Below are 26,259 nucleotides of genomic sequence, written 5' to 3' on the forward strand. Positions count from 1 at the left end.
CAACATGCCCACGCTGATCACTCCTGTTTCCCCCGCTCAGCTCAGAGCGGGACAGTGTCTCTACGTGGGTCAGTTTTCGGCGATCGCGGACCCTATAAGTGGGTCAGTTTTTGGTGATCCTCAACAGTACGTGCTCAGCGTGCTGCGGAAGGCGGCAGCGCCGCTGACTGTGACTCACGGCACCCGGGAGAAGACCGCCACCAAGAAGATGCTTCACAGCGACGTCACGGGCCAGGGTTTGGGCACGCTGATCCCGGACGCGATCCTCCATGCAGGAGGGCAGGTTCAAGGCGTGGTCGACGCAAAGTACAAGTCGCTGCACCCATCTGCAAGCGCACCGAATGGTCCGCAGCGCGAGGATCTGTACCAGATGGCCGCGTACCTCGGCCGGTTCATTCCTGCAGTCGGCAGGGGTTCTTGGGGCGTACTGGCGTACCCGCTGGACCCTGCGCGGCCGTCGATCCCGCAGGCAGAGCAGTTCAGCCCCTGGAGCTTGGATGGCGGCAGGAAGGTCGTCTTCACCTCCCTGCCGCATGTCGCATCGGATGCGGTCGCCAAGCTCCGCGCGCTGATTACTCCGATGGCACCGGAGCGGTTCGCCTGGCAAGCCCAGGCCTAGCCTCGGGCGCGGGGCGAGCCCCTTCCAGAATGCCTGTGACCGTCCACTACGCGAGCTTGGCGCCGACCTCTTCACAGACGCGCTCCACCACAGCCGCCACTTCGTGCAGGAAGGAATTGCGATCCGGCGACGGGGTCACGTCAGGGATCGGCGCCGCGCGCTCGTAGATGCGCTCGCCGATGATCGAAGCGCGCGCGTAGCTGGAGCCGCGCCCCGACTGGTTGAACGCGGACTGCCATTCCGGCATCCGCTCGGCCCGAACGCGGCGGGTAGCCAGGTCCAGCGTCTTGGCGGACAGCGCGTTGGCCAGGCCGTCAAAAACCTGTTGCTTGTGCGCATCGTCGGTCGGCTCGGCGGGGTCCCACCGGAGCGGGTTCTGCAGCAGCACATACAGCCGATCCTGAAGCTGCTTGCGGAGATCCGCGACCGGCTTGAGGTTGTCGTACTCGTCGCCGAGGCCGGGCGTGCTGAGTCGTCGGCTCAATGCCCAGATGCGCTTCCAGTGCTCCTTGCTGACGCCGGGCTTGTAGTCGAGGCCCAGGCGCGGCCACCACGCATCGTGAAAGCTCTCGGCAGCGTTCTTCACGGCCAGGACGAGATTCATCCGGTCGTACACCGGCTTCGCGAGGACGGGCGCCGGCTTTTCCACGATGACATCGATGGCAGCCAACAGCGCCTGCAACTGACCGATGGTGCGCTTGTGGGTCTTCTTTGTGGTGTCCAGGTCTTCGTCGATCCCGCCGACGAAGAAGCAGGCGTCCTTCAGGCGGCCGCGAAGCGCTCGTTCCGCGAATGGGCCCAGCTCCTCGCCAATGGACGCGAGGACGTTTTCGGCGGAAGCCAGGACGTGCTGCTCCTTGGCCGCTGCGTTGGGCAGGTTGTCGCCCTTGACCTCGTCGAAGTGCGTGAACACGAGCAGCAGCTTGCTGGCGCTGCCCGACGTGATCATCTCCTTCATGGCCGCAACCGGCGCGGCCTGCATCGGCTGAACAGCGTTGTCGACGAGCACGATGGCATCCGTCGACTCGATGCGCCGCGTCAGTGAGGTCGAGATGGCTGCCACCGACTTAGGCGTGTGGCCCAGGCCTTCACCGTCGAGAAGCACGAGCTTGGGCTGCTGGCCGCCGTTCCACGCCGGCAGGAACGCACCGGCCACCCGGACTCCGTTCACCAGCGGTGTCAACAGGCGCCCGAAGCGTGGGGAGTGGTTACTGGAGAAGCGCGTGACCGTCTTGATGAAAGTCGCACGGTCGTCGGTCTCCCACGACCACGATTGCGGCCAGCCTTGCTTGTTGCGACGCACCGTGCCATCGGTGAGCAGCGAGAAACGAAGCTCGATCTCGTCCATCAGCTCGTCACTGATGCGGTGGAACTCGTCGTCTTCACGCAGCCGGCGATCAAGCTCCTCCTCGAACAACTCGTCGACGACCCGCTGATCCTTTTCGTCGGTGGCGCCCAGCTCGGTCTTGAGTTGGTCGCCGTGGCGGGCGGCGATGGCGCCCAACGCCGTCAGCGTCTTCGTCAGCAGCGCATTCGTGGCGTCGAGATCGATCACACCTTCAGCAGCCGTCTCCTCGGTCGGCTCCACGGCGTCGTCCTCGTCATCCTCATCGTCGTCGGTGCCGGCCACCTGAGGCCCGTTACCAAGCACGTAGTTGAAGCGGAACCGTTGGTTCACATGCATCAGCAGCTTGCGCAGCACTTCACCGTCGCCGTCGCCCCGGTAGGCGGACAGCACGGCCTCCGAGATGCACTCGTTCAGGTGCTCGCGAACCTCGTCGATGGGGAAGAAGGTGACCACCGCCTTGTACGGGCCTGGCGCAAGCACGACCTCGGTCTCATGCACCGTGGTCTTCGCCGTCGATGTCGACGGAAAGCGCTCGGTCTCCGGGTCCGTGCCGATCAACTGCCGAAGCAGCGTCGTCTTGCCGGCGCCGGTCGTCCCGAGGAGCAGCGCCCGCCGATAGTCGGAATCCTTTGATGTCGGCAGCGGAATGCTCGACTCGCGGATCGCGCCGAAGTCGCTCTGCTCAGGTTCCATGCCGTGATAGAAGATCTCGACGACCCGGCGATGGAACCGCTTTTCAGCCTCCGCCCTGGCCGGCAAGCTCCAGAAGCTCTCCTCTGCCAGTAGCTGGTTGAGTTGATCCTTCAGATCATTGGCCTCGGCCTCGTCGGACGTTCCGAGCCCCTGGCGGACTCTCAAGCCCGGCTTGCCAGTGTTCGGGTCGACCCGAACCGGATGGCGGAAGATCACCGCCCATGCACTGCGACCCTGCGACCTGCTCAGGGTCGCCACAAAACGCTTTTCCATGTCGCACCTCGTTGTTCAGTTGTTGTTCCGGAGCGGATCATAGGCATGCTGACACTGACGGTCAAGCACAATCTGAACAACGGAGGAACAACGGTGCGGCTTGGCGGGGACGGTTGCGATCCCGCCCATTTCCGCTACATTCCTACCTCGATGTAGATGCCGGTTGGATTCCACTTAGGACTCCACCACCAGATTCAAACGCCCAACCCTCACCGGTTGGGCGTTTTCATTTCTGGGTCTGAAACCCCTCATCTCACACTCCCGGCAACCCAGCGCGTTTGCGCGCTAGCCAGTTCCTCGCGGCTGAGCACGAACTCCGTGCTGTCGGTCAGGCGATCGACGACCAGGTCGATGAAGCGGCGCACGCGGGCGGGCTGGGCGGTGCGGCTGCCGTAGTAGAGGAACAGGCTGTAGGCGTCCGCCACGTTCTCCACCAGCAGGGGCAACAGGCGTCCGGCGCGGATATGCGGTGCGGCCGTTGGCGTGGCGAGCTGGCCGATGACTTCGCCGGCGAGCACGGTGCGCAATTCGAGGATCTCGTCGTTGGTGCAGAAGGCGGGCGGCACTGGCCAGTCCTGAATCGTGTCGTCGAGTTTGACGTGCCAGGGCACGAGGCGGCCGTTGCCCGGGTGCCGGAACACGCTGCAGCGGTGCCCGTTGAGTGCGGACGGGTTTTCCGGCAGGCCGTGCTTGCGCAGGTAGGTCGGTGCGGCACAGATGATCAGCTGCAGCGGGAACAGACGGCGCGCGATCAGCCCTTCCTGCGGCGAGGCGCCGATGCGGAAGCCGACATCGACCCTGTCTTCCACCCAGTTGCCGATGCGGTCGTCCAGTTGCACATCGGGCTGCACTTCCGGGTACAGCCGGCAGTACTCTTCGAGCACCGGGCTGATCACCGGCTGCAGCACCGAACGCGGCCCGACGATGCGCAGCGGCCCGGCGATTTCCTCGCGGGTCTGCCGCGCGCCGTGCAGCGCCTGCTGCAGGCCGATTAGCGAAGGGCGAGCGGCCTCGAGGAAACGCTGGCCTTCCTCGGTCAGCGACATGCTGCGCGTGGTGCGGTGAAACAGCCGCACGCCCAGGTAAGCCTCCAGTTGCCCCAGCGCCTTGCTCGCTGCTTGCGGCGAGATTTGCTGCGCCTCGGCTGCACGGCTCAGGCTGCCTAATTCGGCCGTGCGCACGAAAGTCGTGATCGAGCGCAGTTCGTTGATCGACATGCCGAGCCCCAGTCAGATTATTTGCATCATTTGGTTGTAAATCATTCAACGATCTTGCGTCTAGTTGGATGTTTATCGACTGACTAAAGTGCGTTCCATCGGCATGCAGCGTGCGTGCGCCCCTTCAAGGACACCACGATGGACAACTTCAGCTTCTACAACCCGACGCGTATCGAATTCGGCAAGGGCAAGGAACAGCTCGCCGGGCAGATCCTGGCCGAGCACGGCATCAAGAAGGTGCTGCTGACCTACGGCAGCGAGCGCATCAAGCGCGACGGCCTGTTCGCCACGATCAGCAAAAGCCTGGACAAGCACGGTGTGAGCTTCGTCGAGTGCGGCGGCATCGTCAGCAACCCGCTGCTGTCGAAGGTACGTGAAGCGATCACCGTTGCGCGCGAGCACAAGGTCGAGGCGGTTCTCGCGGTGGGCGGTGGCTCGGTGCTCGATAGCTCCAAGGCCATCGCGGCCGGCGCGCTGTACCAGGGTGACGTGTGGGATCTGTTCCTGCGCAAGGCGCCGGTCGAAGCGGCGCTGCCGGTGTTCGCAGTGCTCACGCTGGCTGCGACCGGCAGCGAGATGAACGCCGGTGCCGTCGTCACCAACGAAGCGACCAAGGAGAAGTTCGCGATCCAATCGCCGCACACCTTCCCGAAGGTGTCGATCGTCAATCCGGCGCTGATGCAGACGGTATCGCGCGACTACCTCGTGTATTCCGCCGCCGACATCATCGCCCACTCGATCGAGGGCTACTTCACCGCCACCGTGCAGCCGAAGATCCAGTCGCGCCTGGTCGAATCGGTGATCAACACCGTGATCGAGACGACCGATGCGCTGCTCGCCGATCCGCTCGACTACAACGCCCGCGCCGAATTCGCCTGGGCCGCCACGCTCGCGCTCAATGGTGTGACCTATGCCGGCACCGCGGGCTTCGGCTACCCGAACCACATGATCGAGCACTCGCTGTCGGCGCTGTTCAACGTGCCGCATGGTGCGGGCTTGTCGGTCGTGATGCCGGCCTGGATGCGGTGGTATCAGGGCCGCAACCCGGCGCAGTTCGAGCGTTTCGCCAAGCAGGTGTTTGGCCTCGATACCGCCGAGCAGGGCATCGCTGCGCTGGAGCAGTGGTTCGACAAGATCGGCACGCCGACGCGCCTGTCGCAGCTGGGTATCACCGCAGCCGACCTGCCCGCGATTCTCGACAACCTGCAGGGCAATGCGCAGTGGTTCGGCCTGGCCGAGATCTACACGCAGGACGTGCTGGCCGAGATTCTCAAGGCTGCGCTGTAAGGAATGGCCGTGACGCGGATTCTGGTTCTCGGCGCGAACGGCCAGCTCGCGCGCAACACGGTCCCGGTGCTGCTCCGGCACGGCGCAGGTGGCGCTCACGCTCTACCTGCGCCGTGCCGCGCGGCTTGCCAACCCGGACCCGGCGCGCGTCCGCATCGTCGAAGGCGATGTGCTGGACCGCGCCGCGCTCGAAGCCGCGATGCAGGGGCAGGACGTGGTGTATGCCAACCTTGCTGGCGACATGGCCGCTCAGGCGCGCAACATCATCGCCGCGATGCAGGCCGTGGGCCTGAAACGGCTGATCTTCGTGAGCTCGATGGGCATCTACGGCGAAGTGCCGGGCGAGCGCTACCGCAGCGTGCTGGACCCCTACCGCGATTCGGCGGCGCTGATCGAAGCCTCGGATCTGGACTACACGATCCTGCGCCCGGGTTGGTTCGCCCGCGACACGACAGTGAGCTACCAGCTGACGCAGAAGGGCGAGCCCTTCCGCGGTCACGAGGTGTCGCTCGCAAGCCTTTCGGACCTGATCGCGAAGCTCGCGCTGACGCCGGGCCTGCACGTCAGCAGCAGTCTCGGAGTGAGCAAGGCATGACGCATCCCGAACGCCTCATCCATCGCGGCGCGGTGCTCGCCATCATCATGGCGAGCTACCTGATGATCGTGATCGACATCTCGATCGTGCTGACCGGTCTGCCGAAGATCCAGGCAGCGCAGGGCTTCACGCCGGCCGGCCTGTCGTGGATCCAGAACGCCTACACGCTCGCCTTCGGTGGCTTCCTGCTGCTTGGCGCGCGCGCTGGCGACATCCTCGGCCGGCGGCGCATGTTCATCGCGGGGCTCGCGATCTTCACGCTCGCCTCGCTGGCGATCAGTGCCGCGCAATCGCCGGCCTGGATGATCGCCTTCCGCGCCGTGCAGGGCTTCGGTGCCGCCGTGCTGGCGCCCTCCACGCTGGCGCTGATCGCCACGCATTTCGAGGAAGGCCACGAGCGCTCCCGCGCGCTGGCGTGGTACGCCGCCGCGGCGGGTATCGGCGCCACGTTGAGGTTGGTGCTCGGCGGCCTGCTTGCCGGCCTGATTTCCTGGCGAGCCGGCTTCTTCATCAATCTGCCGATCGGCGCCGCCCTCATCGCGGGCAGCCAGCGCTACATCCGCGAGACGCCGCGCCACTCGGGGCGCTTCGATCTTGCCGGTGCGCTGAGCTCCACGCTGGGCATGTGCGCGCTGGTGTTCGGCATCGTTGAGGCGGCCGAGGCCGGTTGGGCCTCGACGCTGACGCAGGCGAGCGTCGCAACGGGTCTCGCGCTGCTGGCGGCTTTCCTGCGGATCGAGACACGTGCGCAGCAACCGCTGTTGCCGCGGAGCCTGCTGACCAACCGCCGGCGCAACGGCGCCTATGCCGCACGGCTGCTGTTCCTCGCCGGCATGTCGGGCTTCTGGTTCTTTACCGCGCAGTATCTGCAGGGCGCGCTGCACTTCAGCCCGATGCAGGCGGGGCTGGCCTTCATGCCGGTGACGTTGCCGCAGTTTCTGTCCTCGGTCTCCGTGCCGGTGCTATCGCGTCGCTTCGGCGCGCGGCGCCTGCTGCTCGCCGGCCTCTCGCTGTGCACGCTTGGCCTGCTCTGGCTGGGGCTGGCGGCGCCGCACATGTCCTATCTGGGCGGTGTCGTCGGCCCGATGCTGCTGATCGGGCTGGGCCAGGGCGGGGTGCTCGCTCCGCTGACGATGGCCGGCGTCGCCGGTGTCGAGAACCACCACGCCGGGGCCGCGTCGGGCCTGCTGAACGTGGCCCACCAGCTCGGTGCTTCGCTGGGCCTGGCCTTACTGGTTGTCGTGTATGCCGGTGCGAATGTCGGCGGGGGGGCGCCGGTGCACGACGCCGTCGGCATGGCGCAGCACACCGGGCTGGCGCTGCAGGCGGCAGCCGGCTTCCTGCTGACGGCCTGGTTGGTGTCGGCCCGCTACATCTGTTTCGACGTCGCCCGGCCGCCGGCGCCGATCACGGGGCGACCGGCAACAAGCCGATCTGCGGGCTGACGCGTCAGATGCCGAATGCCCGATAGACCGCTTGCAATGCCCGCTCCAGAAGCCCCGTGTCGCGGTGCCGACGCAAGTCACCCTCCGAATCCAAAGAAAGCAGACGTCATGACGCACGCATCGCAAACGACTCTCCCCGTGCTCTCGGTGGCCCGCGCGGGCTCACAGGCTTCGTACGCCGGCCCAGCCGACTGGTTCACCGGCAGCGTGCGCGTTGATCCGCTGTTCACCGCACCCGCGCCAGCAGCGGCGTCGGGCGGGCTGGTGACCTTCGAGCGGGGGGCGCGCACCGACTGGCACACCCATCCGCTCGGCCAGACGCTGATCGTTACCGCCGGCTGCGGCCGTGTGCAGCAGGCCGGAGGCCCGGTGATGGAGCTCCGCCCCGGCGACGTGGTCAGCATTCCCGCCGGCGTGAAGCACTGGCATGGCGCTGCGCCCACGACGGGCATGAGCCACATCGCAATCCAGGAGCAACAGGGCGGCAGCGTCGTGACCTGGATGGAGAAGGTCAGCGATGCCGAGTACGTCGGCTGAGCGCACTCGGCCACAGGGCCCGTGCGATGAAAAACGCCGGGCAGGGCCCGGCGTCACGCAGCATGGCTGAGAACGATGTCGCTCAGTGGAGGGTGGAGAGATACGCGATCAGATCCGCTCTTTCGGTAGCGTTGGACAGGCCGTCGAACTTCATCTTGCCGCCGGGCACCGCCTTGCGCGGGTCGGTGATGTAGGCGTCGAGCTTGTCGGGCGCCCAACTGATGCCGGATTGCTTCATGGCGTCGGAGTAGGCCACGTCGCCAACGCTGCCGGCCTTGCGCCCGAGCACCGCGAAGAGCGAGGGCCCCTTCTTGTTCTTGCCTTCCTTAACGCTGTGGCACTCGGCGCAGTTTTCGGCGAATACGTCGGCGCCGTGCTTGGCGTCGGCCGCGAATGCATGGCCGCCAGTCACTGCAAGCAGCACCACGGCCAGGATTGAACGGGTGGTTTTCATCTAGGGCTCCGTGCTTAGAACGAGGTCCAGGCGAACAGGTAGAGCGTGTTGTTGTCACGCGCGTTGCGGCCTGATCCGTCGTAGTTGTTGCTCTCGCCATTGAAGCGGGTGTACCAGGTGTACTGGGCGCCCAACCGCAGGTTCGCCCACGGCGATCCCCACGACGATTCCTTGCCCCACGGCGTCCAGTCCGCCTGCAGCATGTAGCCGGTGGTGTTGGGCGAACCGGTCGCGCTACCCATGTCCGGCGCCGCGGCGTAGAGCAGCGCATCGCTGCTGCCCTTGGTGCGGAAGGTGCTCGCGGTCAGCCCCCAGGTCTGGTTGTAGTAGTAGGACGCGTTGAGCTGCATCTCCTTGAGGGTGCCGCTCTGGTTCTCGGCCTCGCCGTTGGCGTAGGCCACGTCGCGCTTCTGCTTCTCGTGGATGTAGCTGGCGTACACGGTGCCGATGTGTTCACGCGTACCGAGGAACTGGTAGGACGCATCGATTCCGATGTCGTTGTAGCGGTTGGCCGGGCCTTGCGTGCGATCGGGCTGCACGCCTGCGTTGAGGCCGAACAGGCCGACGTGGTAGGCCTGCTTCTTCAGATCGCCGAAGTAGGCCAGACGCCAGTAAGCGTTGGAGGTGAGGCGGCCGATTTCATCTTGCAGCCCGAGTTTGTCGAGCGTCGAAGCCGACAGCGCCTTGTAGGTGCCCAGCTCGGCATAGTAGTGGTTGTCGTACATGCCATAGGCCGACACCCCCAGCACATGTTGGCCCAGGCCGCCGGCAATGAGCGGCGACGCCGGCGCCGGCGCGAGCTCGGTGGCCATGTACGGGAAGCGCCACGCGGGGGCAGTGTTGAACGGGTCCGATACCGTCGGGTTGTTGTTCAGCGAGAGGCCGGCGATCAGGTCCTTGCCGCCCACCGTGAACGTATCGGCCGCGCGCAGTTCGGCGTTGTCGATCGATGTCTTGCGCTCGGCGCCGGCATAGGTCGTCTGGACGAAGGCGCCGAGCTTGTCGGCGAGTCGTCCGGCCAGAAAGACGGAGACTTCCTGTGCCACGGCGTTGTTGTTGGTCTTGGTATGGTCGGTGGGCGGGTCAGTCAGATCCTTTGCGGTGCGATCGAAGCCGCCGACCAGCATCGCGGAAAGCGGAATCTTGCTGCCCTGTCCGTCGCTGTCCGTGTAGCCGCTCAGCTTGAAACGGATGCCGGCGGGCGTGAGTTGCGGGCCGTAGGCGCCAACGTGGCAGGCGGCGCATTCCATACCGGTCTGGCGCGCGAAGCTGGGCAAGGCCAGCGCAGGCTGGGCGACGGCTACCGCGACGCTGGCGGCGGCCAGGCATCGCAGCAGGCGCCCGTGGCGGCCGAGCGCACGGGCGAGCGAAGTGAATACTTGCATCAAGGTCCCCTTGTGGGTTTGCAGAAAAACGGGTGATCGGGCTGCGTTCAGCGGCGGCGCGGCAGCATCGCGATGAGTACGGCGTCGCGGCGGAAGAAGTGGTGCCAAAGGGCTGCGCCCGCGTGTGCGAGCACCATGATCAGCAGCGCCCAGGCGGCGCGCAGGTGCCATTCGGCGAGGCTGTCGGCAAGGTCGAGGTCCGCTGCAACGATCCGCGGCAGTTCGATCAGCCCGAGCAGGCGCACCGCCTTGCCGTTTGCATTGGTCAGCGCCCAGCCCAGCAGCGGCAGCGCGGCCATCAGCCCGTACAGCGCCAGATGCGTCAGTGCGGCGGCGAGGCGGGGTATCAGCCCCAGCTCGGCGGCCGCGCTGCTGTGCCCGGCAACGCGGCGCGCGACGAGTCGGCCCGCCATCAGCATCAGCACTGCGACACCGAAGCTGCGGTGGGTTTCGATCAGGAAGAGGCGCAGCGTCTTGTCGTCGACCAGTTCGCGCAGCAGCACAGCGGCGGCGGCAACGAGGATTGCGACGGCGGTTGCCCAGTGGAAGAACTTGATCGACGCGGCGTGGCCTGCGTTGGCGGTGCGACTGTCGTCGAGTGCGATGGTGCTGGCTTGCATGCCGGGGCTCCAGAGTGAGACACCCCGGACCCTAGCGGTGGGAAGCTGTCGGAAACCTGTCGGCCTCAGCCGCCGATTGCAAGCACCTGTTGCGGAAAGCCGATGCGGAAGCACACGCCGCGGCCACTTGCCGGTGTCAGCACCTGCAGGCTGGCGCCGTGCCGCAGCGTCACTTCCTTGACGATTGCGAGCCCGAGGCCGGAGCCGCGCTCCTGGTCGGTGGCGAGGCGGAAGAAGCGTTCGAATACCCGTTCGCGCAGCGAATCCGGAATGCCCGGGCCGTCGTCCTCCACTTCCAGCCAGGCGCTACCGTCTGCGCTGGTGCCGCAGCGCGCCGTGACATGTGCGCCGGCAGGGCAGTACTGCAACGCGTTATCGATCAAGTTCGCGAGCAGCTCTTTCAGCAGCCAAGGTGAGCCGCGCACCGCGGCGGGCTCTGGCGCGAAGCCGAGGTCGATCTGGCGGGCGAGCGCGGCGTCGACGAAATCGGTCGCAGCTTCTTCCAGCAATTGGTCGAGCGGCACGATCTGGTGCCGTGCTGGGTCAGTGGCCTCCGGCGCCGAGCGCGCAAGCGCCAGCAACTGGTGCGTCAGGTGGGCCAGCTTCGATGTTGCGGTGAGCAGGCGTGCGACACGGGGCCGTGACTCGGCGGGCAGTGAATCCGCGGCCAGCTCAAGCTGTGTCTGCAGGCCGGTGATCGGCGTGCGTAGCTGGTGTGCTGCGTTGGCGATGAAGGCGTGCTGCGCGATGCCGGCTTCGCTCAGCGAATGCATAAGGCGATTGATCGCGGCCAGCAGCGGGCGGATCTCGCGCGGTGCATCGTCATCCGGAATCGGATCGAGCTTGTCGGGCGAGCGCTTGGCGACCTGTTCGCTGACCGCGTCGAGCGGGCGCAGCGCGTAACGCACGCCGAAGAACAGGATCGCCAGTGCGGCGAGTGTCTGCACGAGGTTTGCCAGAATCGTCGTGACCACGATCTGGCGCGCGGCGCGTTGGCGTTTGATCAGTGTCTCGGCGACCACCACGGTCGCCGCCGTGCGGCCGGTGCGGTGCCACAGCGCGGCGACGCGGACTTTGTCAGCCCCGATGTGCAGCGTGCGGAAAGCCGGCACCGGGGATTCCACGCCCGCGACAAACGGCAGCAGTTCCTTGTCGCCGGCGCGGATGCGGCCCTGCGGGTCAGTTACCAGCAGGTAGACCTTGTCCACGCTGTCGGCGCGCAATACTGCTTCAGCCTGCTTCGGCAGATCGACGTCGACATCGCCGTCTTCGTCGTCCAACCGCGATGCAAGCGCGACGGCGGTGCTGGCGAGCGAGTGGTCGTAGGCCTCGTTGGCGACGCGTGAGGCCTGCCGGTAGTCGGCAACGGTGCCGACTACCATCAGGGCCAGCAGCGGCAGCGCCAGTACGGCCAGCAGGCGCCCGCGCAGCGCTAGCGGCGCGCGGCGTTCATGCATCGCTGGCCTCTGCTTCGAGCCGGTAGCCGATGCCGCGCACCGTGCGGATCAGAACGCCGCTGTCGGCCAGCTTGCCGCGCAGGCGCGAGACATAGAGCTCCACCGCGTTGTCGGTGATTTCGCGATCCCAACGGCTGAGGCTGTCGGCGAGTTTCTGCTTGGCGACCACGCGCGGTGCGGCGAGCATCATCTGCTCCAGCACATTCCACTCGCGCCCGGTCAGGTCCAGCGGGCGGCCGGCGCAGGCGGCGGTGCGCAGGCCGAGGTCCAGTTGCAGGGCGCCGAATGCCAGTTCGGAACTGGACGATGCGCGGCTGCGGCGGATCAGCGCCCGCGCGCGCGCCACCAGTTCCGGCAGCATGAAGGGCTTGCTCAGGTCGTCGTCGCCGCCGCCTTCCAGCCCTTCCACGCGGTCTTCGAGCCGGTCCCGCGCGGTCAGGATCAGCACCGGCAGCGCATGGCCCCGCCGCCGCATCTCGCGGATCAGCGTCATGCCGTCGACGCCGGGCAGGCCCAGGTCCACGATCGCCAGGTCGTAGGCAACCGCCGCCAGCGCAGGGATCGCGTGTTCGGCCGACGTGAGGTGGTCGAGCTCAAACCCATTGCGCTGCAGGCCTTCGACGATGCCGGCTGCGACGATCTCGTCGTCCTCGATCAACAGAATGCGCATGACTTCCCCCGTGCCCCGGCGATGATGGCTGCGGGGGCAGATAGTGCGGTGCACGCCGGATGCCGGCGATGCGGTGGCGGATGGTAAACTGTAACGTTACGTGATCCTGGTCCAAGGCCCCGGGCGTTTGCTTGAAATAGCTCAAGCAAATCGGCTGGGCGAGCTTTTCCCCCGCCGGGCCCCAGTGATGTAATTGACACGGTTTCAGACCCAGCCCGATTCGATGCAACTGTTTGCGCTAGGCCTCAATCACCATTCCGCGCCGGTCACCCTGCGTGAACAGGTCGCCTTCCAGCCCGACGGGCTGTCGGAGGCGCTGTCACGTCTGGTGCGCGAGCGCCCGGTGCGCGAGGCCGCGATCTTGTCGACCTGCAACCGCACTGAGCTTTACTGCGCGACCGAGACGCCCGAGGTGGTCGCCGACTGGCTGGCGGACTTCCACCGCGTTGCGCTGTCGCAGATCTCGCCGCACCTCTTCACGCTGCAGCACGACGCCGCGGTGCGGCACATGTTCCGCGTTGCGTCCGGCCTCGATTCGATGGTGCTGGGCGAGCCACAGATCCTCGGCCAGATGAAGCAGGCCGCACGTTTTGCGGAAGAGGCCGGCACCCTCGGCACGCTGCTGCACAAGCTGTTTCAGCGCACGTTCTCGGTCGCCAAGGAGGTCCGTTCGACCACCGCGATTGGCGCCAACATCGTGTCGATGGCCGCAGCTGCGGTGCGCTTGTCCGAGCGCATCTTCTCGACCATCGAAGAGCAGCGCGTGCTGTTCGTCGGCGCCGGTGAAATGGTCGAGCTGTGTGCGGCGCACTTCGCCGGTTGCCGGCCGCGTCAGCTGACGATCGCCAACCGCACGCCGGCCCGCGCCGAGGCGCTGGCCGCGCGCTTCGGCGGTGATGCGCTGACGCTCGATGCCTTGCCGGATGTGCTCGGCCGCTACGACGTGGTCGTGAGCTGCACCGCCAGCCCCTTGCCGATCATCGGCCTGGGCATGGTCGAACGCGCGCTCAAGCAGCGTCGCCACCGCCCGATGGTGATGGTCGACCTGGCGGTGCCGCGCGATATCGAAGCCGAGATCGCGAAGCTCGATGACGTGTTTCTCTACACCGTCGACGATCTCGCCCAGGTCGTCGAGGCGGGCGTCGAATCGCGTCAGCAGGCGGTGGTGCAGGCCGAAGCGATCATCACCGATCAGGTCTCCCACTTTCTGCATTGGGTCGAGGCGCGCGACGCCGTGCCGGCGATCCGCGCATTGCGCAGCCGTGCCGACGCGGTGCGGCAAGCCGAGCTTGAGCGCGCCGTGGCGCGGCTCGCGCGCGGCGAAGATCCGCACGCGGTGCTCGAAGCGCTGTCGCAGGGCATCACCAACAAGCTGATGCACGGCCCGACGCAATTCCTCAATCGCGCGGACGGCGAACAGGTCGGCGAGGCCACCGAGCTCGTGCGCCGCCTGTTCAATCTCGATCGTTCCTAGCGCTGTGCGCGGCGCATGCCGCCGCCTTGCCGAGACACCATGAAACCCAGTATCCGGGAAAAACTCGAACAGCTCGTGCGCCGTCTGGAAGAACTCGACCAGATGCTGGGCAGCGAGGATGTCACCAGCGACCTTGATCGCTATCGTCGCCTGAACCGCGAACACGCTGAACTTTCACCGGTGGTGGCGCTGTGGCGCGACTACCTGTGCGCCGAAGGCGATCTGCGCGCGGCGCAGGATCTGCTGAGTGACCCCGACATGAAGGCCTTCGCGCAGGAGGAGATCGATGCGGCGCGCGGCGCCATCGCCCGCCTCGATGCCGATCTGCAGCTCGCGCTGCTGCCGAAGGACCCGAATGACGCACGCAACCTGTTCCTCGAAGTGCGGGCCGGCACCGGTGGCGAGGAGGCGGCGCTGTTCGCCGGCGTGCTGCTGCGGATGTACACCCGCTACGCCGAGCGCCAGGGCTGGCGCGTCGAACTGGTGTCGGTGAATGAATCGGATCTTGGTGGCTACAAGGAAGCGATCGCGCGCATCGTCGGTGACGGGGCCTACTCGAAGCTGAAGTTCGAGTCAGGTGGCCACCGCGTGCAACGCGTGCCGGTGACCGAAACCCAGGGCCGCATCCACACCTCCGCCTGCACCGTGGCGATCCTGCCGGAAGTGGATGAAGTGGCGGATGTCGAGATCAATCCGGCCGATCTGCGCATCGACACCTTCCGCGCGTCGGGTGCGGGCGGTCAGCACATCAACAAGACCGACTCTGCGGTACGGATCACGCACTTGCCGACCGGCATCGTCGTCGAATGTCAGGACGACCGCTCGCAGCACCGCAACAAAGCGCAGGCGATGTCGGTGCTGGCTGCGCGGATCAAGGACGCCCAGGTGCGCGAGCAGGCGAGCAAGCAGGCTGCACACCGCAAGAGCCTGATCGGTAGCGGCGACCGCTCCGAGCGCATCCGCACCTACAACTACCCGCAGGGCCGCGTCACCGATCACCGCATCAACCTGACGCTGCACAAGCTGGACATGGTGGTGGAAGGCGAGTTGGACGAACTGGTCGACGCCTTGACGCGCGAACATCAGGCCGAACAGCTCGCGGCACTGACCGAGGTCGTGTAAGCATGCTGGCCTGTCTGCCGCGAGCGCGCAAAAGTCTCCCGGCCGAACTGTGCTCGCAACGGCGTCACAGTCGATGAGTCTGCCCGCCACCCTCGGCGAAGCGCTGGCGCTGGCCCGCGGGCGGGTGCCGGTATCCGAAGCGCGTTTGCTGCTGCGCGAGGCGAGCGGCGAGCGTGCCGCGACGATCGTCGGCTTCCCGGAACGCCCGCTGAGCGAGGCCGCTGCGGCGCGATTTGTCGATTGGCTCACGCGGCGTGAAGCCGGCGAGCCGGTTGCCTACCTGCTCGGCGAGCGCGAGTTCTACGGCCGCGTTTTCCGCGTTTCGCCTGCTGTGCTGATTCCACGCCCGGATACCGAACTGCTCGTCGAACAGGCGCTGCTGCATTTGCCGGAAGGCTCGCCGCGCGTGCTGGATCTTGGCACCGGCAGCGGCGCCATCGCGATCACGCTCGCTCTGGAAGCGCCGCACACGCAGGTCAGCGCGGTGGATATTTCGGCCACAGCACTGGCTGTCGCGCGCAGCAATGCGGAACGAATGGGCGCCACCGTGCGTTGGCTGGAAGGCGCGTGGTGTGGGCCGGTGCAAGGCGAAGTCTTCGATCTGATCGCATCGAATCCGCCCTACGTTGCAGAGAAAGATCCGCATCTTGCGCAGGGCGACGTGCGTTTCGAGCCGCCCGGCGCCTTGGCTTCCGGGCCAGACGGGCTGAACGACATCCGCATCATCACGGCCGAGGCGCGGGCCTGCCTCAAGCCCGGCGGCTGGCTGCTGTTCGAGCACGGCTATGACCAGGGCGATGCGGTGCGCACGCTGCTGGCCGCGGCCGGCTTCATCGACTGCGTGACGCTGAAGGATCTGGGCGGCAACGACCGCGTGAGCTTCGGTCGTTGGCCGGTGTAAGCGGCTCGATTTGACCCGCAGCGCGGTTTTTTCTAGACTACATACCTGATTGAATCAGTCAGGTATTCTGACTCAGCCGAAGGAATTTACATGAGCGCGCAAGACATCATTCACCAGACGGTCACCGAGAACCCGGTGGTGCTCTTCATGAAGGGCACGCCGCAGTTCCCGCAGTGCGGTTTTTCCGCGACCGCGGCGCAGATCCTCAAGCTGCTCGGCGTTACGCAGTACGCGTCGGTCAATGTGCTGACCGACGACGATATCCGCCAGGGCATCAAGGAATACGCCAACTGGCCGACGATTCCGCAGCTCTACATCAAGGGCGAATTCGTCGGCGGTTGCGACATCATGAAAGAGATGTACCAGTCGGGCGAGCTGCAGCAGATGCTGCAGGAAGCCGGCATCGTCAGCGCCTGATCGCAGCGATGAATAAAGAACGGCGACCTTATGGTCGCCGTTTTGTTTGGTGCCTAGAGTTGCCGCTCGGGCTTGATCGCGTCGGGCGCCGGGGTCTCGTCGTCGTCGGTATGGCCGCTCCAGTTCCGCCACGCCTTGCGAGCCAGATGCGCCGTCAGCAGATGCGGCGGCATCCGCAGCCAGTGCCCGCGCAGGTACAGCAGCTCGCGCGCGAACGGTGTCCAGGCGTCTCCCGCCGTCGGGTCATTGGGCCGCAGGCCGCGCAGGTAGAGTTGTTCGAGCAGGCGTTCGCGTGCATCGCTCGGCCACGCGCCGCCAAAGGCCAGTGTTTCGGCCGGGATCGGTGTCGCGAGCATCACCGAACACATGCGCAGCGCGTAGCGCAGCGGGCGCTGCAGCTTGAGCGCGACCGCCCGGCTTTCGAGTGCCTGCCAGAAGTCGTCCTGACTCGCGAAATGACGCAGCAGGCCATCGAGGTCAACCAGATCACGCAGGCCGTTATCCAGCTCGCCTTCATGGAACAGGTGGCAGGCGCTGTGCAGCACCATGTCCGCCGGCGCCAGCACGCAGACGCCTGCAGTCGCCGCAGCCGGAATCGCCTGGTCGAGCAACAACGCCGGATCGGGCGGGTGGCGCGCAGTCAGCGGCAGGATGTTGTGGTGCACATCGAGTGAGCTGCCACGATTGACATGACGCAGCGGCGGCAGCTCGTGCATCCATTGCCGGTAGTAGCGCTGGTCGTAGGCGTTCAGGTGCGAGCTGATCCAGCCGTGGCGCAGCAGCGTCGATTCGGTATCGGGCAGCGCGTCTTTCGGTACCAGCAGGTCGATGTCGCCGAAAACCCGGCCGCGTGACGCCGGCAGATTCGCGGCCAGGTAGGCGGCGCCCTTCAGCAGTACGAGGCGGATGCCGCATTCATCCAGCGCACGCCGAACGCGCTCGATTTCGGCCAGAGAAGCAATGCGCTGCCGGGCGCCGACCGCGCGCGCCGCAACAAGGTGCTGGCGCGGGCCCGGCGGCACGGCATCGAGCAGTCCGCGAGCTTCAAGGTCGGCAGCGATGCGGGCGCTCAGGTTCGCGTTGCGCGCCTGGCGGATCACGTCATCCCATTCACGCAGCGTGAGTCGCGCGGCGCACTCCGGCGCGCGCAGTAGCGGAAGCAGCGCGTCGCGGATCATCGGCACGCCTCGTCGGCAAGGCGATCGAAGGCGGCGATCGCGTCGTCGAGCCGGCTGTAGCGCAGCGCGAGGCAATCGCTTCGGTCCACGGTGTCGACCAGGGTGCGGAATCCGGTCTCGCCCAGCATGCTGTAGTTGAAGGCGTTCTCTGCCAGCTGGATGAAGCCCTCCGCGCGCGGCAGGGGCTGCATGTTCAGCGCGGCGCCAGCCTCCCATTGCGGGAAGATGATCCAGCGCGGCGTGGCGCGTTCATGCATGCGGGCGACGCTGTCGCGCGGCGGGCGCAGGTGTGCGACGCGACCCTTGTGCGTGTCGGGGCACTCAGGCCCGAAGCTCGCTGAGGCTTCGAACTGCTGGATGATGTCGATCGAGTTGTTCTTCAGGTTCACCGGTCGCGCCAACGCTACGACGCGCCCGTCGACCGGATCGAGCAAGGTCAGTTCATCAGAACACAGACGCCAGCCACGCTGGATCAGTGCAGCGGTGAGTGTGCTCTTGCCGGAACCCGGCGGCGCTGGAAGGATGGCCGCGAGGCCGTTGCGCTCGACGACCGCCGCGTGGATGACAAGAAACTGGTGGCAGTAGGTCGCAATGCACCAGTTGATGCCCCATTCGAGCATCGCAAAACTCTGCGCATGCGGCAGGGGCTTGAACGGTGTGCGACCGTCGAGGTGAAACTGAACCTGCGGCCGGACCCAGGCGCGGAGCCCGGACACGCGGCCGACCTGAACATGGAAGTCTGCAAAATCGCTCGGCGCCAGCGTGTGATCGGCGTACAGCCTCTGCACTGCTTTGCGTACGACCGGTTCGCGGCTGCGGATATGCAGCGTCAGAGGCCCACTGGTTAGCCAGAGACCTTCGCCGGACAAGCGCGCCGACAGATCTGCTTCGTTCAGGTCTGTAACGCGGAGCGTAGCGGTCAAATCAGTTCGATGCGGCGGAGTTGGTCGAGTGCCTGGCTCACGTTGTCGGTGAGTTCCGGCGAACAGGGCTGCGACAGCAGGGAAGCGATCGCGTCGGCGGCCTGGGCCGCATCGTAGCGCGCGCTCGCAGGCAAGGCGAGTACTTCCGCGGCGAGCGGCGACAGCGCATGCGTCGCGCCGGTCTGGCGATCATAGAAAACGGAACCGTCGGGCCAGTGGTGGCTGACCCAACGCGGACTGGCGTCCAGCATGTCGCGCCTGCGCTTACGGCGAGATGTAGTTGTTCTTGAGGTAGTTGACGATGTCGGTGCCGGTCCACGGCGTGGCGCCCGCGTACGGCACATACTTGCCGTTGAGCGCCCATTCGCGCCACAGCGCGATCACCCCTTCGGCCGTCAGCGCTTTCGGATCGATCAGACCCTTGAGGATGTTCAGATAGGCGCCGATGCAGTGGAACGCCACCTTGTAAGGATCGTCCGATCCGAGCAGGTTCAGCACCTGCAGCATAGTCTTCATCGAACCGTCAGCGTTGAACTGGCTGCAGCCCGGCGTTGGGCCAACGACGAAGATCGAGTGGAACGGCGTCGTCGGCGGGATCGGCCAGTTGCTGGCGCTGCAGGTCTTCCAGTAGCCGGGCGAACGACCGTTACAGGTGCCGACCTTGGTGCCGCGATGGCTCAGCGCACCCGACAGGGTCTGTGACGGCGAGATGCATTCACCCGGGTTCAGGCCGCCAAGGACGGGCCGGCTGGTCAGCGTCAGGATGATTGGCCCGGTGGCCATGCCACCGCGAACAAGCAGCCGGCGCCGTGCTTCAGAAACGCCCGATTCTGCACGGTCGGGTGACTGGGCGGGATGGTCAGCGCTGGGCATGTTTTCGTGGTTCGACATGGTCTCGATCCTGGAGGTCATGTTGCATTCTGTCAGGCACTCACCACCAATTCGTGCAAATTGGTCACGGCCTGACAGCAGGATGCAATGGTTTGCAGACGCTGATGCAAGAAACGTGCTCGAGTTGGGGTTTCAAAAAAATCACTTAAAAACAGTGACTTGGTGGCGTCTCTGCACTGGCTTTGCGGTGTTGAAAGCCGGCATGTCAAATGCGCCGACGATTCGGCCGTCAGCGCCGCAGATATTCCGACAGCTCGCGCGCCATGCGTTCGACTTGCCGCAAGTAGCTTGCCCCGAACAGATTGAGGTGGTTGAGCATGTGATAGAGGTTGTACAGCGTTCGCCGCTGCGGGTAGCCCTCGGAGAGCGGTGCAGCGCGGGTGTAGGCGAGGTAGAAGCGATCCGGCAGACCGCCGAACAGTTCGCTCATTGCGAAATCTGCCTCGCGGTCGCCGTAGTAGCTCGCCGGGTCGAACACGACCGGCTCGCCGTCGGGCATGACCGCGATGTTGCCGCTCCAGAGGTCGCCATGTAGCAGCGCCGGCTCAGGGCGCCGCTCCAGAAAGAAGGCGCCGATCTTGTCGATGATGCGTTCGCCGTGGGCCTGCAGATCGCCGCGGTAGCCACGCCGCGCCGCTTCGGCGAACTGTGGGGCAAGGCGCTGGCGAGCAAAGAAGGCGGGCCAGTCGGGCTTGGGCGAATTCTGCTGCGGTGTCAGGCCGATGAAGTTGTCGCGGTGCCAGCCGTAATGTTCGCCGACGGTGCCGTGCAGGCGCGCGAGCGCCTCGGCGCAGCGCTCGGCTTCGGCCGCTTGCATCGGGCGCAGCGGCAGGTATTCGAGGATCAGGAAGGCGTGGTTGCCATTTGCACCGCTCGCGACCACCGCGGGTGTGCGAATCGTATTGCTTGCGGCGAGTGAGGCAAGTGCGTCGGCTTCAGCTTCGAACACCGGCAGATTCACTGCGGCGCTCGTCTTCACGAAGACGCGTTGAGCCTCGTGGCCGGCGATCCAGTTCTGATGGATGCAGCCGCCGGCCGCGGGTTCTGCCTGTGCGATGCGGAAGCGCGCGCCGAGCGCGCCACGAGCCACCTCTTCGACGGCCGCGGCGAGCGAGGCTTCCACGGCAATCAGCCCAGGCGAGCGCGTGCGCGGGCGATCGCGGCACGCACCTGTTCCGGCGCAGTGCCGCCGATGTGATTGCGGCCCGCCAGCGCACCTTCGACGGTGAGCACTTGATAGACATCGTCGGCAACGAGTGCCGAGAAGCTGCGCAGGACGTCGAGCGGCAGGTCGGGCAGGTCGCAGCCGCGGGTTTCGGCCTCGCGCACCGCGCGGGCGACCGCTTCGTGCGCGTCACGGAAGGGCAGGCCGCGTTTGACGAGGTAATCGGCCAATTCGGTCGCGGTGGCGAAGCCTTGCTTCAGTGCGTCGCGCATCGCATCGGCTTTCACGCGGATGCCGGAAACCATGTCGGTGAAGATGCGCAGGCTGTCGATCAACGTATCCGCGGTGTCGAACAGGGGCTCCTTGTCTTCCTGGTTGTCCTTGTTGTAGGCCAGCGGCTGGCCTTTCATCAGGGTTAGCAGGCCGACGAGATGGCCATTCACGCGGCCGGTCTTGCCGCGCACCAGTTCCGGCACGTCCGGGTTCTTCTTCTGAGGCATGATCGAGCTGCCGGTGCAGAAGCGGTCGGCCAGATCGATGAAGCCGACGCGCGGGCTCATCCAGAGGATCAATTCTTCTGACAGGCGCGATAGGTGCGTCATCACCAGCGCCGCAGCGGCGGTGAATTCGATTGCGAAGTCGCGATCCGACACCGCGTCGAGCGAGTTCTCGCACACCGCCTCGAAACCCAGTTCGCGCGCGACGAATTCACGGTCGATCGGGTAGCTGGTGCCGGCCAAGGCGGACGCACCCAGCGGCAGGCGGTTGATGCGGCGGCGGGCGTCGACCAGGCGCTCGGCGTCGCGGCGCGCCATTTCGACGTAGGCCATCAGGTGGTGGCCGAAGGTCACCGGCTGCGCCACCTGCAGGTGGGTGAAGCCGGGCATCGGCGTGGCGGCGTGTTGTTCTGCCAGATTGCACAGTGCGCGCTGGAAATCGCCCAGCAGGGCGATCGCCTGGTCGACGGCATCGCGCAGCCACAGGCGAATGTCGGTGGCGACCTGGTCGTTGCGCGAGCGGCCGGTGTGCAGGCGCTTGCCTGCATCGCCGACCAGCGTGGTCAGGCGACGCTCGATGTTCAGGTGCACGTCTTCGAGGTCGAGGCTCCACTCGAACTTGCCGGCTGCGATTTCGTCGAGGATCTGCGCCATGCCGCGCTCGATGTCGGCAAGGTCTTGCGCGCCGATGATCTGCTGCTTTGCGAGCATCTTCGCGTGTGCCAACGAACCACGGATGTCCTGCTCGGCCATGCGGCAGTCGAAGAACACCGATGCCGTGAATCGCTTGACGAGATCCGATACCGGCTCGTTGAAACGGCCCGACCAGGCTTTGGCGTCGCCGGTTTCGGCGTGCGACGGTTGTGAACGCTCTGTCATAATCGCGGGAATCCATGAACACCCGCGCGGCGCAGGGAAGCGACGCGACAAGGGTGGGGAAAAGTGCGGCGGCGCGCCGCGGGACACGATGGCAAGTATACGGCAAAAGCCCCTGCAGTCCGGCCCGGCGACACGCGGTAACGCGGTGGCGCCGCCCGATTTCCGCAACCTCGGCGTGATGCTGCGAGGGCTGCTGGGAATCAACCTGATGGCCTTCGCTACCCTGGCGCTGCGCGGCACGCCGGGCGATGTGCTGATGCGCGAGTCGCTGACGATGGCAGGCTTGCTGGAATTGCCGCTGATGCTGGGCCTGCTGCTGGCCTACATGCTTGCGCCGGTGATTGCGCTGCAGACCTATCGCAAGGCGACGCTGCTGCTGGTTTCGATCGGCGTGGCATCGGTGCTTGCAACCTTCCCCTTGCTGTCCGCGCTGGCTGAACGCGCAGACCTGTGGCGCTGGTGCTTCTGGGCGGCGGGGAGTTGTGCGCTGCTGATGGCTTACTTTCACTGGCGGGCGGCGCTCGCAACCCCGGCCTTGTCCGAGGCGCGCGTGCTGGCGCTCAATGCGCGCATCCGGCCGCACTTCTTCTTCAACAGCCTCAACGGCGTGCTGGGCGTGATGCGTTCCGATCCGCGCCGGGCGGAGCAGGCGCTGGAGTCGCTGGCCGATCTGTTCCGCAGCCTGATGCGTGAGAACCGGGATCTCGTGACGGTGAGCGACGAGATCGAGCTGGCGAACCGCTACCTTGATCTGGAGCGCCTGCGTCTGGGCGATCGGTTGCAGGTGAGTTGGGACTTGCGGCATTGCCCACTCGACGCCAAGGTGCCGCCGCTGATGCTGCAGCCCTTGATTGAGAACGCGGTGTATCACGGCATCGAACCCTCTGCCGAACCGGGCGAGATTCGCGTGCGTATCGCCCAGCGTGGGCGTGAGCTGTTCGTCGAGGTCGACAATCCGGTGCAGACCGAGATTCGGCAACAACAAGGTAACCGTATGGCGCAGGCCAACATCCGGGAGCGATTGATGCTGTTTTTCGATATCGAGGCGCAGATGGACAGTGGCTTGAAGGACGGACGCTACCAGGTACGCATCCGCCTGCCTTTGCGTCGCGCGGGGCGGGCATGAACGGGGCCGGTGTGGTGGCGGTGCTCAACGTGTTGATCGTTGACGACGAGGCGCCGGCACGCGAGCGTTTGCGCGATCTGCTTGGCGACGTTGCCGCAACGCAGCCGACCCGCATTGTCGGCATGGCCGCCAACGGGCACGAAGCCCTGCGATTTCTCGCCGCGCAGCAGGTTGATCTGCTGCTCGTGGATATCCGCATGCCGGGCATGGACGGCATCGAACTAGCGCAGCATGTGGCGCGGCTCGCCTCGCCACCCCGCATCGTGTTCGTTACCGCGTATGACCAGTATGCGGTGAGCGCCTTCGAACTGAACGCGATCGACTATCTGCTCAAACCGGTGCGAGCACAGCGGCTTGAAGCCGCACTTGCGAAAGTGCGTGCCAGCCTACCTGTGGCGCGTGAAGCGCTCGACCGGATTGCGGAGCCGCGTCGCCACTTCTCGGTGAGCGAGCGCGGGCGTATCGCGTTGATTCCGGTGACCGATGTGTTGTTCTTGAAGGCGGAACTCAAGTACGTCACGGCGCGGACCGTCGAGCGCGAATACCTGCTGGATGAATCGCTGGTGCAGCTGGAGCAGGAGTTTCCGGAGCGCTTCGTGCGCATCCACCGCAATTGTCTGATCGCGCGCGCAGCCGTGGCGGGCTTTGAGCGCGACGAGGTGGCCGAGCACTGGCTGGTGAAGATCAACGGGCTAGACGAGAAGCTCGCAGTCAGCCGGCGCCAGTGGCCAACTGTGCGTGCGGCCTTGTTGGGCGCGGCAGGCGAGGAGCGTGCGTGATTTCAAGCCCATCCCATCGCAGCCGTTGATAGCCTCGTGAACGCATACGCCCCCACCCCCCGACAGCGTCCGATGACGCTGGGCATTCTTGCTGCCGATATCGACACCGCCGTCGCGCTGCGCTTGGTTGCCGGCATCATCGATGAGGCGCGCCTGCATGGTGCCCGTACCGTGTTTCTGCCCGGCCATCCCCCCGCGGCGTCGGCCGAATTCGACCGGCAGTTCAACCTGGTGTTCCGTTTGCCGGACGCAACAGCGTTCGACGGTCTGCTGGTGATCGGCACGACCTTGCAGTACCACCTGAACGCGACGCAGCTCGACAGCTTCCTCGCCACGCTGCCCAAGGTGCCAACGCTGTGCCTGGGCTTTGCGTCGCAGGTGGTGCCCAGCGTCGTGAACGACAACTACGGCGGCTTCCGGGCGCTGATGTCGCACTTGATCGACGAGCACGGTTGCCGGCGTATCGCCATGATTGCAGGCCCGGACGGTCAGGCTGAAGCCGAGGAGCGACTTGCCGCCTGGCGCGACGCTTGTGCGGATGCGGGGCTCACCGCAGATCCGGATCTGCTGTTGCAGGGCAGCTTCACGCAAGCCAGCGGGCGGGCCGCGATGCGCTCGCTGCTGGAACGCGGTGTCGCGGTGGATGCGGTGGTTGCGGCGAATGACGATATGTCGCTGGGCGCGATGGCTTGCGCGGTCGACAGCGGCTTGCATGTGCCGCAACAACTGCGCTTTGGCGGCTTCGACGACATTCTGGCCGCCGGGCGGCTCGGTGTCGGGCTGACCACGATCAATCAGTCGCATTACGCGCTTGCTCGCGTATCGGTTGCGAGGCTGGTCGAGCGGATCAACGGCACCGCTGTGCCGCCGCTGACCCGGGTGCCAACGCGCTTGGTGCGGCGCCAGTCCTGCGGTTGTGGCGGCTTTCACGTGCGGCCGGAGACTTTTGAAGCGGAACTGGACGTCCGGCTCGCTGGCATGCTGGAAGAGCTGGCGGTGGCGCCTGAGCACGAGGCGAACTACCGCGCGGCGAGCCTGCTGGTGGAGCAGGGCCTCGCGCGTGCGCTGGCCGAACAGGACTTCCAGCCCTTGCTCGCAGCCGTGCAGGCGGGCGCACGGGATGTGCTGGCGGCCGAAGGTCATGTCTATGGCTTGCAGGCCCTGCTGGTGGCCGCGCAGCGCTGGCTGATCGAGCCGCGACGGCTGCCGCCTGATACCTGGGCGCTGGTTGCGCGCTGGCTGCAGCAAGCGCAGATCGCGCTGGCGGGGCTGCAGGACGTTGCGCAGCAGGCACGACACCGCTTGCACAGCGAACGCGCCCTTGCCTTCCGCGATCTGCTGAAGACCCGCATCGCGACTTTCGACCTGCAGAAGCTGCTCGAGCACCTGTCGGAAGCGCTCGCGGATCTCAGTCTTGATACCTGCTGTATCGCGCTCTATAGCGGCGAGGCGCGCATTGCCAGCCTGGACGATTTCGATCTGCCGGGTGAGGCACCTCTGTTGTACGCCTTCATTGGCGGGCGCGAGCGCTCCTCGCTCAACGGCGAGCGTTTCCGCACGCATGATGTGTTGCCGGCCGATGCCTGGGCGCTAGCGGCAGACAGCACCTCGCTGATCGTCTACCCGGTGTTCCACGGCGCCGAGCATTTCGGCTTCATCGTGTTCAGTGTCGACCCGGTGGCCGGCGGGCCGTGGGAGACGATTCGCGACGAGGTGTCGTCTGCTTTGAAAGCGTCGCTGCTGGTGTCGGAACTGGCGGCCGCGCGCGATGCCTTGCGCAGCGATCTGGCACAGGCACGGCAGGGGCAGCGCGAGCTGGCCGACATCGCGCATCGCGACGAGCTGACCGGGCTGCTGAACCGCCGTGGCTTTCTCGCGGAGGCGCGCCTGCGTGCCGACATGCTGAGTGCCGATGGGCTCGCGACGGCGGTGATTTTTGCCGACCTCGACGGGCTCAAGCCGATCAACGATCGCCACGGCCACGCGGCGGGTGATGTCGCCATCCGTCAGGCAGGCGAGGTGCTGCGTCGCGGTTTCCGCGCGGCAGATCTGATCGGCCGCATCGGCGGTGACGAATTCGTCGTGCTGACGGCAAATGCCGACCCGGAGGCGCTCAGCGCCATGCGTGAACGGATCTACCGCTTGTTCGAGCGGGCGAGCCAGGATCTGCCGTTTCCGCTCGCCTGCAGCCTCGGCTACGTGGTATCGCCGCCGGGCGTGCCGGTGTCGCTGGAAGAGCTGCTCGCGCGCGCCGACACCGTGTTGTACGAAGAGAAACGGCGCCGCAAGGGCGCCGTCTGAGAGCAG

Annotated in this window: 25 protein-coding genes; 12 read left to right on the forward strand and 13 right to left on the reverse strand. The window is 66.1% G+C overall.

Annotated elements, in window-relative coordinates:
- A partial coding sequence (locus ACE3P0_RS10770) for a hypothetical protein (protein WP_374402614.1) occupies positions 1-619 on the forward strand: 619 nt, incomplete at its 5' end.
- Positions 620-665: 46 nt separating this feature from the next.
- Here ACE3P0_RS10770 and ACE3P0_RS10775 read toward each other — a convergent pair.
- Both ACE3P0_RS10775 and ACE3P0_RS10780 read right to left on the reverse strand, forming a co-directional pair.
- Positions 666-2,933, reverse strand: coding sequence for a hypothetical protein (locus ACE3P0_RS10775; RefSeq protein ID WP_374402615.1), 2,268 nt, complete (start codon positions 2,931-2,933; stop codon positions 666-668).
- 248 nt (positions 2,934-3,181) lie between these two features.
- Positions 3,182-4,150, reverse strand: coding sequence for a LysR family transcriptional regulator (locus ACE3P0_RS10780; RefSeq protein ID WP_374402617.1), 969 nt, complete (start codon positions 4,148-4,150; stop codon positions 3,182-3,184).
- Positions 4,151-4,288: 138 nt separating this feature from the next.
- Here ACE3P0_RS10780 and ACE3P0_RS10785 point away from each other — a divergent pair, with 138 nt between their 5' ends.
- The 4 genes from ACE3P0_RS10785 to ACE3P0_RS10800 all read left to right on the forward strand — a co-directional run bounded on the left by ACE3P0_RS10785 (position 4,289) and on the right by ACE3P0_RS10800 (position 8,014).
- Positions 4,289-5,437, forward strand: a complete 1,149-nt coding sequence (locus tag ACE3P0_RS10785) for an iron-containing alcohol dehydrogenase (protein WP_374402618.1) — start codon at positions 4,289-4,291, stop codon at positions 5,435-5,437.
- Between the two features lie 88 nt (positions 5,438-5,525).
- Entirely contained in the window at positions 5,526-6,032 is a 507-nt protein-coding gene (locus ACE3P0_RS10790) for an NAD(P)H-binding protein (protein ID WP_374402619.1), read from the forward strand.
- Positions 6,029-7,477, forward strand: a complete 1,449-nt coding sequence (locus ACE3P0_RS10795) for an MFS transporter (RefSeq protein WP_374402621.1) — start codon at positions 6,029-6,031, stop codon at positions 7,475-7,477. The genes ACE3P0_RS10790 and ACE3P0_RS10795 overlap by 4 nt, the downstream gene beginning before the upstream one ends.
- A 108-nt stretch (positions 7,478-7,585) precedes the next feature.
- On the forward strand, positions 7,586-8,014 hold the full coding sequence (locus tag ACE3P0_RS10800) for a cupin domain-containing protein (RefSeq protein ID WP_374402622.1): 429 nt from the start codon (positions 7,586-7,588) through the stop codon (positions 8,012-8,014).
- Positions 8,015-8,096: 82 nt separating this feature from the next.
- Here the strand turns inward: ACE3P0_RS10800 and ACE3P0_RS10805 are convergent, their stop codons facing one another.
- The 5 genes from ACE3P0_RS10805 to ACE3P0_RS10825 form a co-directional block, all read right to left on the reverse strand.
- On the reverse strand, positions 8,097-8,468 hold the full coding sequence (locus ACE3P0_RS10805; protein WP_374402623.1) for a cytochrome c family protein: 372 nt from the start codon (positions 8,466-8,468) through the stop codon (positions 8,097-8,099).
- A 14-nt stretch (positions 8,469-8,482) separates the two neighbouring features.
- Positions 8,483-9,853 carry a cytochrome C gene (locus tag ACE3P0_RS10810; RefSeq protein WP_374402624.1) on the reverse strand — a complete coding sequence of 457 codons (1,371 nt, stop codon included), beginning with the start codon at positions 9,851-9,853 and terminating at the stop codon, positions 8,483-8,485.
- A gap of 47 nt (positions 9,854-9,900) precedes the next feature.
- Positions 9,901-10,473, reverse strand: a complete 573-nt coding sequence (locus ACE3P0_RS10815; protein WP_374402625.1) for a cytochrome b — start codon at positions 10,471-10,473, stop codon at positions 9,901-9,903.
- Between the two features lie 65 nt (positions 10,474-10,538).
- The gene (locus ACE3P0_RS10820; protein WP_374402626.1) at positions 10,539-11,930 is read right to left on the reverse strand and encodes a sensor histidine kinase; all 1,392 of its coding nucleotides are present in this window, start codon (positions 11,928-11,930) and stop codon (positions 10,539-10,541) included.
- Positions 11,923-12,600 carry a response regulator gene (locus ACE3P0_RS10825; protein WP_374402627.1) on the reverse strand — a complete coding sequence of 226 codons (678 nt, stop codon included), beginning with the start codon at positions 12,598-12,600 and terminating at the stop codon, positions 11,923-11,925. The genes ACE3P0_RS10820 and ACE3P0_RS10825 overlap by 8 nt, the downstream gene beginning before the upstream one ends.
- 223 nt (positions 12,601-12,823) lie before the next feature.
- On the opposite strand from ACE3P0_RS10825, the gene hemA reads away from it, so the two are divergent.
- From hemA to grxD, 4 genes are all read left to right on the forward strand, one after another.
- Complete coding sequence (gene hemA, locus ACE3P0_RS10830; protein WP_374402709.1) at positions 12,824-14,074, forward strand: glutamyl-tRNA reductase; 1,251 nt, start codon at positions 12,824-12,826, stop codon at positions 14,072-14,074.
- Positions 14,075-14,113: 39 nt separating this feature from the next.
- The gene (prfA, locus tag ACE3P0_RS10835; protein ID WP_374402628.1) at positions 14,114-15,196 is read left to right on the forward strand and encodes a peptide chain release factor 1; all 1,083 of its coding nucleotides are present in this window, start codon (positions 14,114-14,116) and stop codon (positions 15,194-15,196) included.
- A 73-nt stretch (positions 15,197-15,269) separates the two neighbouring features.
- A complete protein-coding gene (prmC, locus tag ACE3P0_RS10840; RefSeq protein ID WP_374402629.1) occupies positions 15,270-16,097 on the forward strand; it encodes a peptide chain release factor N(5)-glutamine methyltransferase in 828 nt (275 codons plus the stop codon).
- 90 nt (positions 16,098-16,187) lie between these two features.
- The gene (grxD, locus tag ACE3P0_RS10845; RefSeq protein WP_374402630.1) at positions 16,188-16,514 is read left to right on the forward strand and encodes a Grx4 family monothiol glutaredoxin; all 327 of its coding nucleotides are present in this window, start codon (positions 16,188-16,190) and stop codon (positions 16,512-16,514) included.
- Positions 16,515-16,567: 53 nt separating this feature from the next.
- Here grxD and ACE3P0_RS10850 read toward each other — a convergent pair whose 3' ends face one another.
- The 6 genes from ACE3P0_RS10850 to argH all read right to left on the reverse strand — a co-directional run bounded on the left by ACE3P0_RS10850 (position 16,568) and on the right by argH (position 22,047).
- A complete protein-coding gene (locus ACE3P0_RS10850) occupies positions 16,568-17,692 on the reverse strand; it encodes a nucleotidyltransferase family protein (protein ID WP_374402631.1) in 1,125 nt (374 codons plus the stop codon).
- The gene (locus ACE3P0_RS10855; RefSeq protein WP_374402632.1) at positions 17,689-18,615 is read right to left on the reverse strand and encodes an HprK-related kinase A; all 927 of its coding nucleotides are present in this window, start codon (positions 18,613-18,615) and stop codon (positions 17,689-17,691) included. Before ACE3P0_RS10855 ends, ACE3P0_RS10850 begins: the two co-directional genes overlap by 4 nt.
- A complete protein-coding gene (locus ACE3P0_RS10860) occupies positions 18,612-18,866 on the reverse strand; it encodes an HPr-rel-A system PqqD family peptide chaperone (protein ID WP_374402633.1) in 255 nt (84 codons plus the stop codon). Before ACE3P0_RS10860 ends, ACE3P0_RS10855 begins: the two co-directional genes overlap by 4 nt.
- Before the next feature lie 13 nt (positions 18,867-18,879).
- A complete protein-coding gene (locus tag ACE3P0_RS10865) occupies positions 18,880-19,506 on the reverse strand; it encodes a hypothetical protein (protein ID WP_374402634.1) in 627 nt (208 codons plus the stop codon).
- Between the two features lie 229 nt (positions 19,507-19,735).
- Positions 19,736-20,629 (reverse strand): fructosamine kinase family protein, encoded by an 894-nt coding sequence (locus tag ACE3P0_RS10870; protein ID WP_374402635.1) that lies wholly within the window; start codon positions 20,627-20,629, stop codon positions 19,736-19,738.
- A gap of 5 nt (positions 20,630-20,634) precedes the next feature.
- Positions 20,635-22,047 (reverse strand): argininosuccinate lyase, encoded by a 1,413-nt coding sequence (gene argH / locus ACE3P0_RS10875; protein ID WP_374402636.1) that lies wholly within the window; start codon positions 22,045-22,047, stop codon positions 20,635-20,637.
- Positions 22,048-22,135: 88 nt separating this feature from the next.
- On the opposite strand from argH, the gene ACE3P0_RS10880 reads away from it, so the two are divergent.
- The 3 genes from ACE3P0_RS10880 to ACE3P0_RS10890 all read left to right on the forward strand — a co-directional run bounded on the left by ACE3P0_RS10880 (position 22,136) and on the right by ACE3P0_RS10890 (position 26,253).
- Positions 22,136-23,173 (forward strand): sensor histidine kinase, encoded by a 1,038-nt coding sequence (locus ACE3P0_RS10880; protein ID WP_374402637.1) that lies wholly within the window; start codon positions 22,136-22,138, stop codon positions 23,171-23,173.
- Positions 23,170-23,952: a LytR/AlgR family response regulator transcription factor gene (locus tag ACE3P0_RS10885; protein ID WP_374402638.1), complete on the forward strand. Its 783-nt coding sequence runs from the start codon at positions 23,170-23,172 to the stop codon at positions 23,950-23,952. The genes ACE3P0_RS10880 and ACE3P0_RS10885 overlap by 4 nt, the downstream gene beginning before the upstream one ends.
- Before the next feature lie 72 nt (positions 23,953-24,024).
- On the forward strand, positions 24,025-26,253 hold the full coding sequence (locus tag ACE3P0_RS10890; RefSeq protein ID WP_374402639.1) for a diguanylate cyclase: 2,229 nt from the start codon (positions 24,025-24,027) through the stop codon (positions 26,251-26,253).
- Positions 26,254-26,259: the final 6 nt, after the last annotated feature.

The organism is Niveibacterium sp., assembly GCF_041909475.1.
Classification (GTDB): Bacteria; Pseudomonadota; Gammaproteobacteria; order Burkholderiales; family Rhodocyclaceae; genus Niveibacterium.

Excerpts from the sequence above, each read along its gene's own strand:
- ACE3P0_RS10860 (WP_374402633.1), bottom strand. The coding sequence starts at position 18,866 with ATGCTGGACGCCAGTCCGCGTTGGGTCAGCCACCACTGGCCCGACGGT.
- ACE3P0_RS10825 (WP_374402627.1), bottom strand. The coding sequence starts at position 12,600 with ATGCGCATTCTGTTGATCGAGGACGACGAGATCGTCGCAGCCGGCATC.
- ACE3P0_RS10805 (WP_374402623.1), bottom strand. The coding sequence starts at position 8,468 with ATGAAAACCACCCGTTCAATCCTGGCCGTGGTGCTGCTTGCAGTGACT.
- ACE3P0_RS10780 (WP_374402617.1), bottom strand. The coding sequence starts at position 4,150 with ATGTCGATCAACGAACTGCGCTCGATCACGACTTTCGTGCGCACGGCC.
- ACE3P0_RS10865 (WP_374402634.1), bottom strand. The coding sequence starts at position 19,506 with ATGTCGAACCACGAAAACATGCCCAGCGCTGACCATCCCGCCCAGTCA.
- ACE3P0_RS10775 (WP_374402615.1), bottom strand. The coding sequence starts at position 2,933 with ATGGAAAAGCGTTTTGTGGCGACCCTGAGCAGGTCGCAGGGTCGCAGT.
- grxD (WP_374402630.1), top strand. The coding sequence starts at position 16,188 with ATGAGCGCGCAAGACATCATTCACCAGACGGTCACCGAGAACCCGGTG.
- ACE3P0_RS10890 (WP_374402639.1), top strand. The coding sequence starts at position 24,025 with ATGACGCTGGGCATTCTTGCTGCCGATATCGACACCGCCGTCGCGCTG.
- ACE3P0_RS10815 (WP_374402625.1), bottom strand. The coding sequence starts at position 10,473 with ATGCAAGCCAGCACCATCGCACTCGACGACAGTCGCACCGCCAACGCA.
- ACE3P0_RS10820 (WP_374402626.1), bottom strand. The coding sequence starts at position 11,930 with ATGCATGAACGCCGCGCGCCGCTAGCGCTGCGCGGGCGCCTGCTGGCC.
- ACE3P0_RS10810 (WP_374402624.1), bottom strand. The coding sequence starts at position 9,853 with ATGCAAGTATTCACTTCGCTCGCCCGTGCGCTCGGCCGCCACGGGCGC.
- ACE3P0_RS10800 (WP_374402622.1), top strand. The coding sequence starts at position 7,586 with ATGACGCACGCATCGCAAACGACTCTCCCCGTGCTCTCGGTGGCCCGC.
- ACE3P0_RS10880 (WP_374402637.1), top strand. The coding sequence starts at position 22,136 with ATGGCAAGTATACGGCAAAAGCCCCTGCAGTCCGGCCCGGCGACACGC.
- ACE3P0_RS10795 (WP_374402621.1), top strand. The coding sequence starts at position 6,029 with ATGACGCATCCCGAACGCCTCATCCATCGCGGCGCGGTGCTCGCCATC.
- ACE3P0_RS10785 (WP_374402618.1), top strand. The coding sequence starts at position 4,289 with ATGGACAACTTCAGCTTCTACAACCCGACGCGTATCGAATTCGGCAAG.
- ACE3P0_RS10885 (WP_374402638.1), top strand. The coding sequence starts at position 23,170 with ATGAACGGGGCCGGTGTGGTGGCGGTGCTCAACGTGTTGATCGTTGAC.
- prfA (WP_374402628.1), top strand. The coding sequence starts at position 14,114 with ATGAAACCCAGTATCCGGGAAAAACTCGAACAGCTCGTGCGCCGTCTG.
- argH (WP_374402636.1), bottom strand. The coding sequence starts at position 22,047 with ATGACAGAGCGTTCACAACCGTCGCACGCCGAAACCGGCGACGCCAAA.
- prmC (WP_374402629.1), top strand. The coding sequence starts at position 15,270 with ATGAGTCTGCCCGCCACCCTCGGCGAAGCGCTGGCGCTGGCCCGCGGG.
- ACE3P0_RS10850 (WP_374402631.1), bottom strand. The coding sequence starts at position 17,692 with ATGATCCGCGACGCGCTGCTTCCGCTACTGCGCGCGCCGGAGTGCGCC.
- hemA (WP_374402709.1), top strand. The coding sequence starts at position 12,824 with ATGCAACTGTTTGCGCTAGGCCTCAATCACCATTCCGCGCCGGTCACC.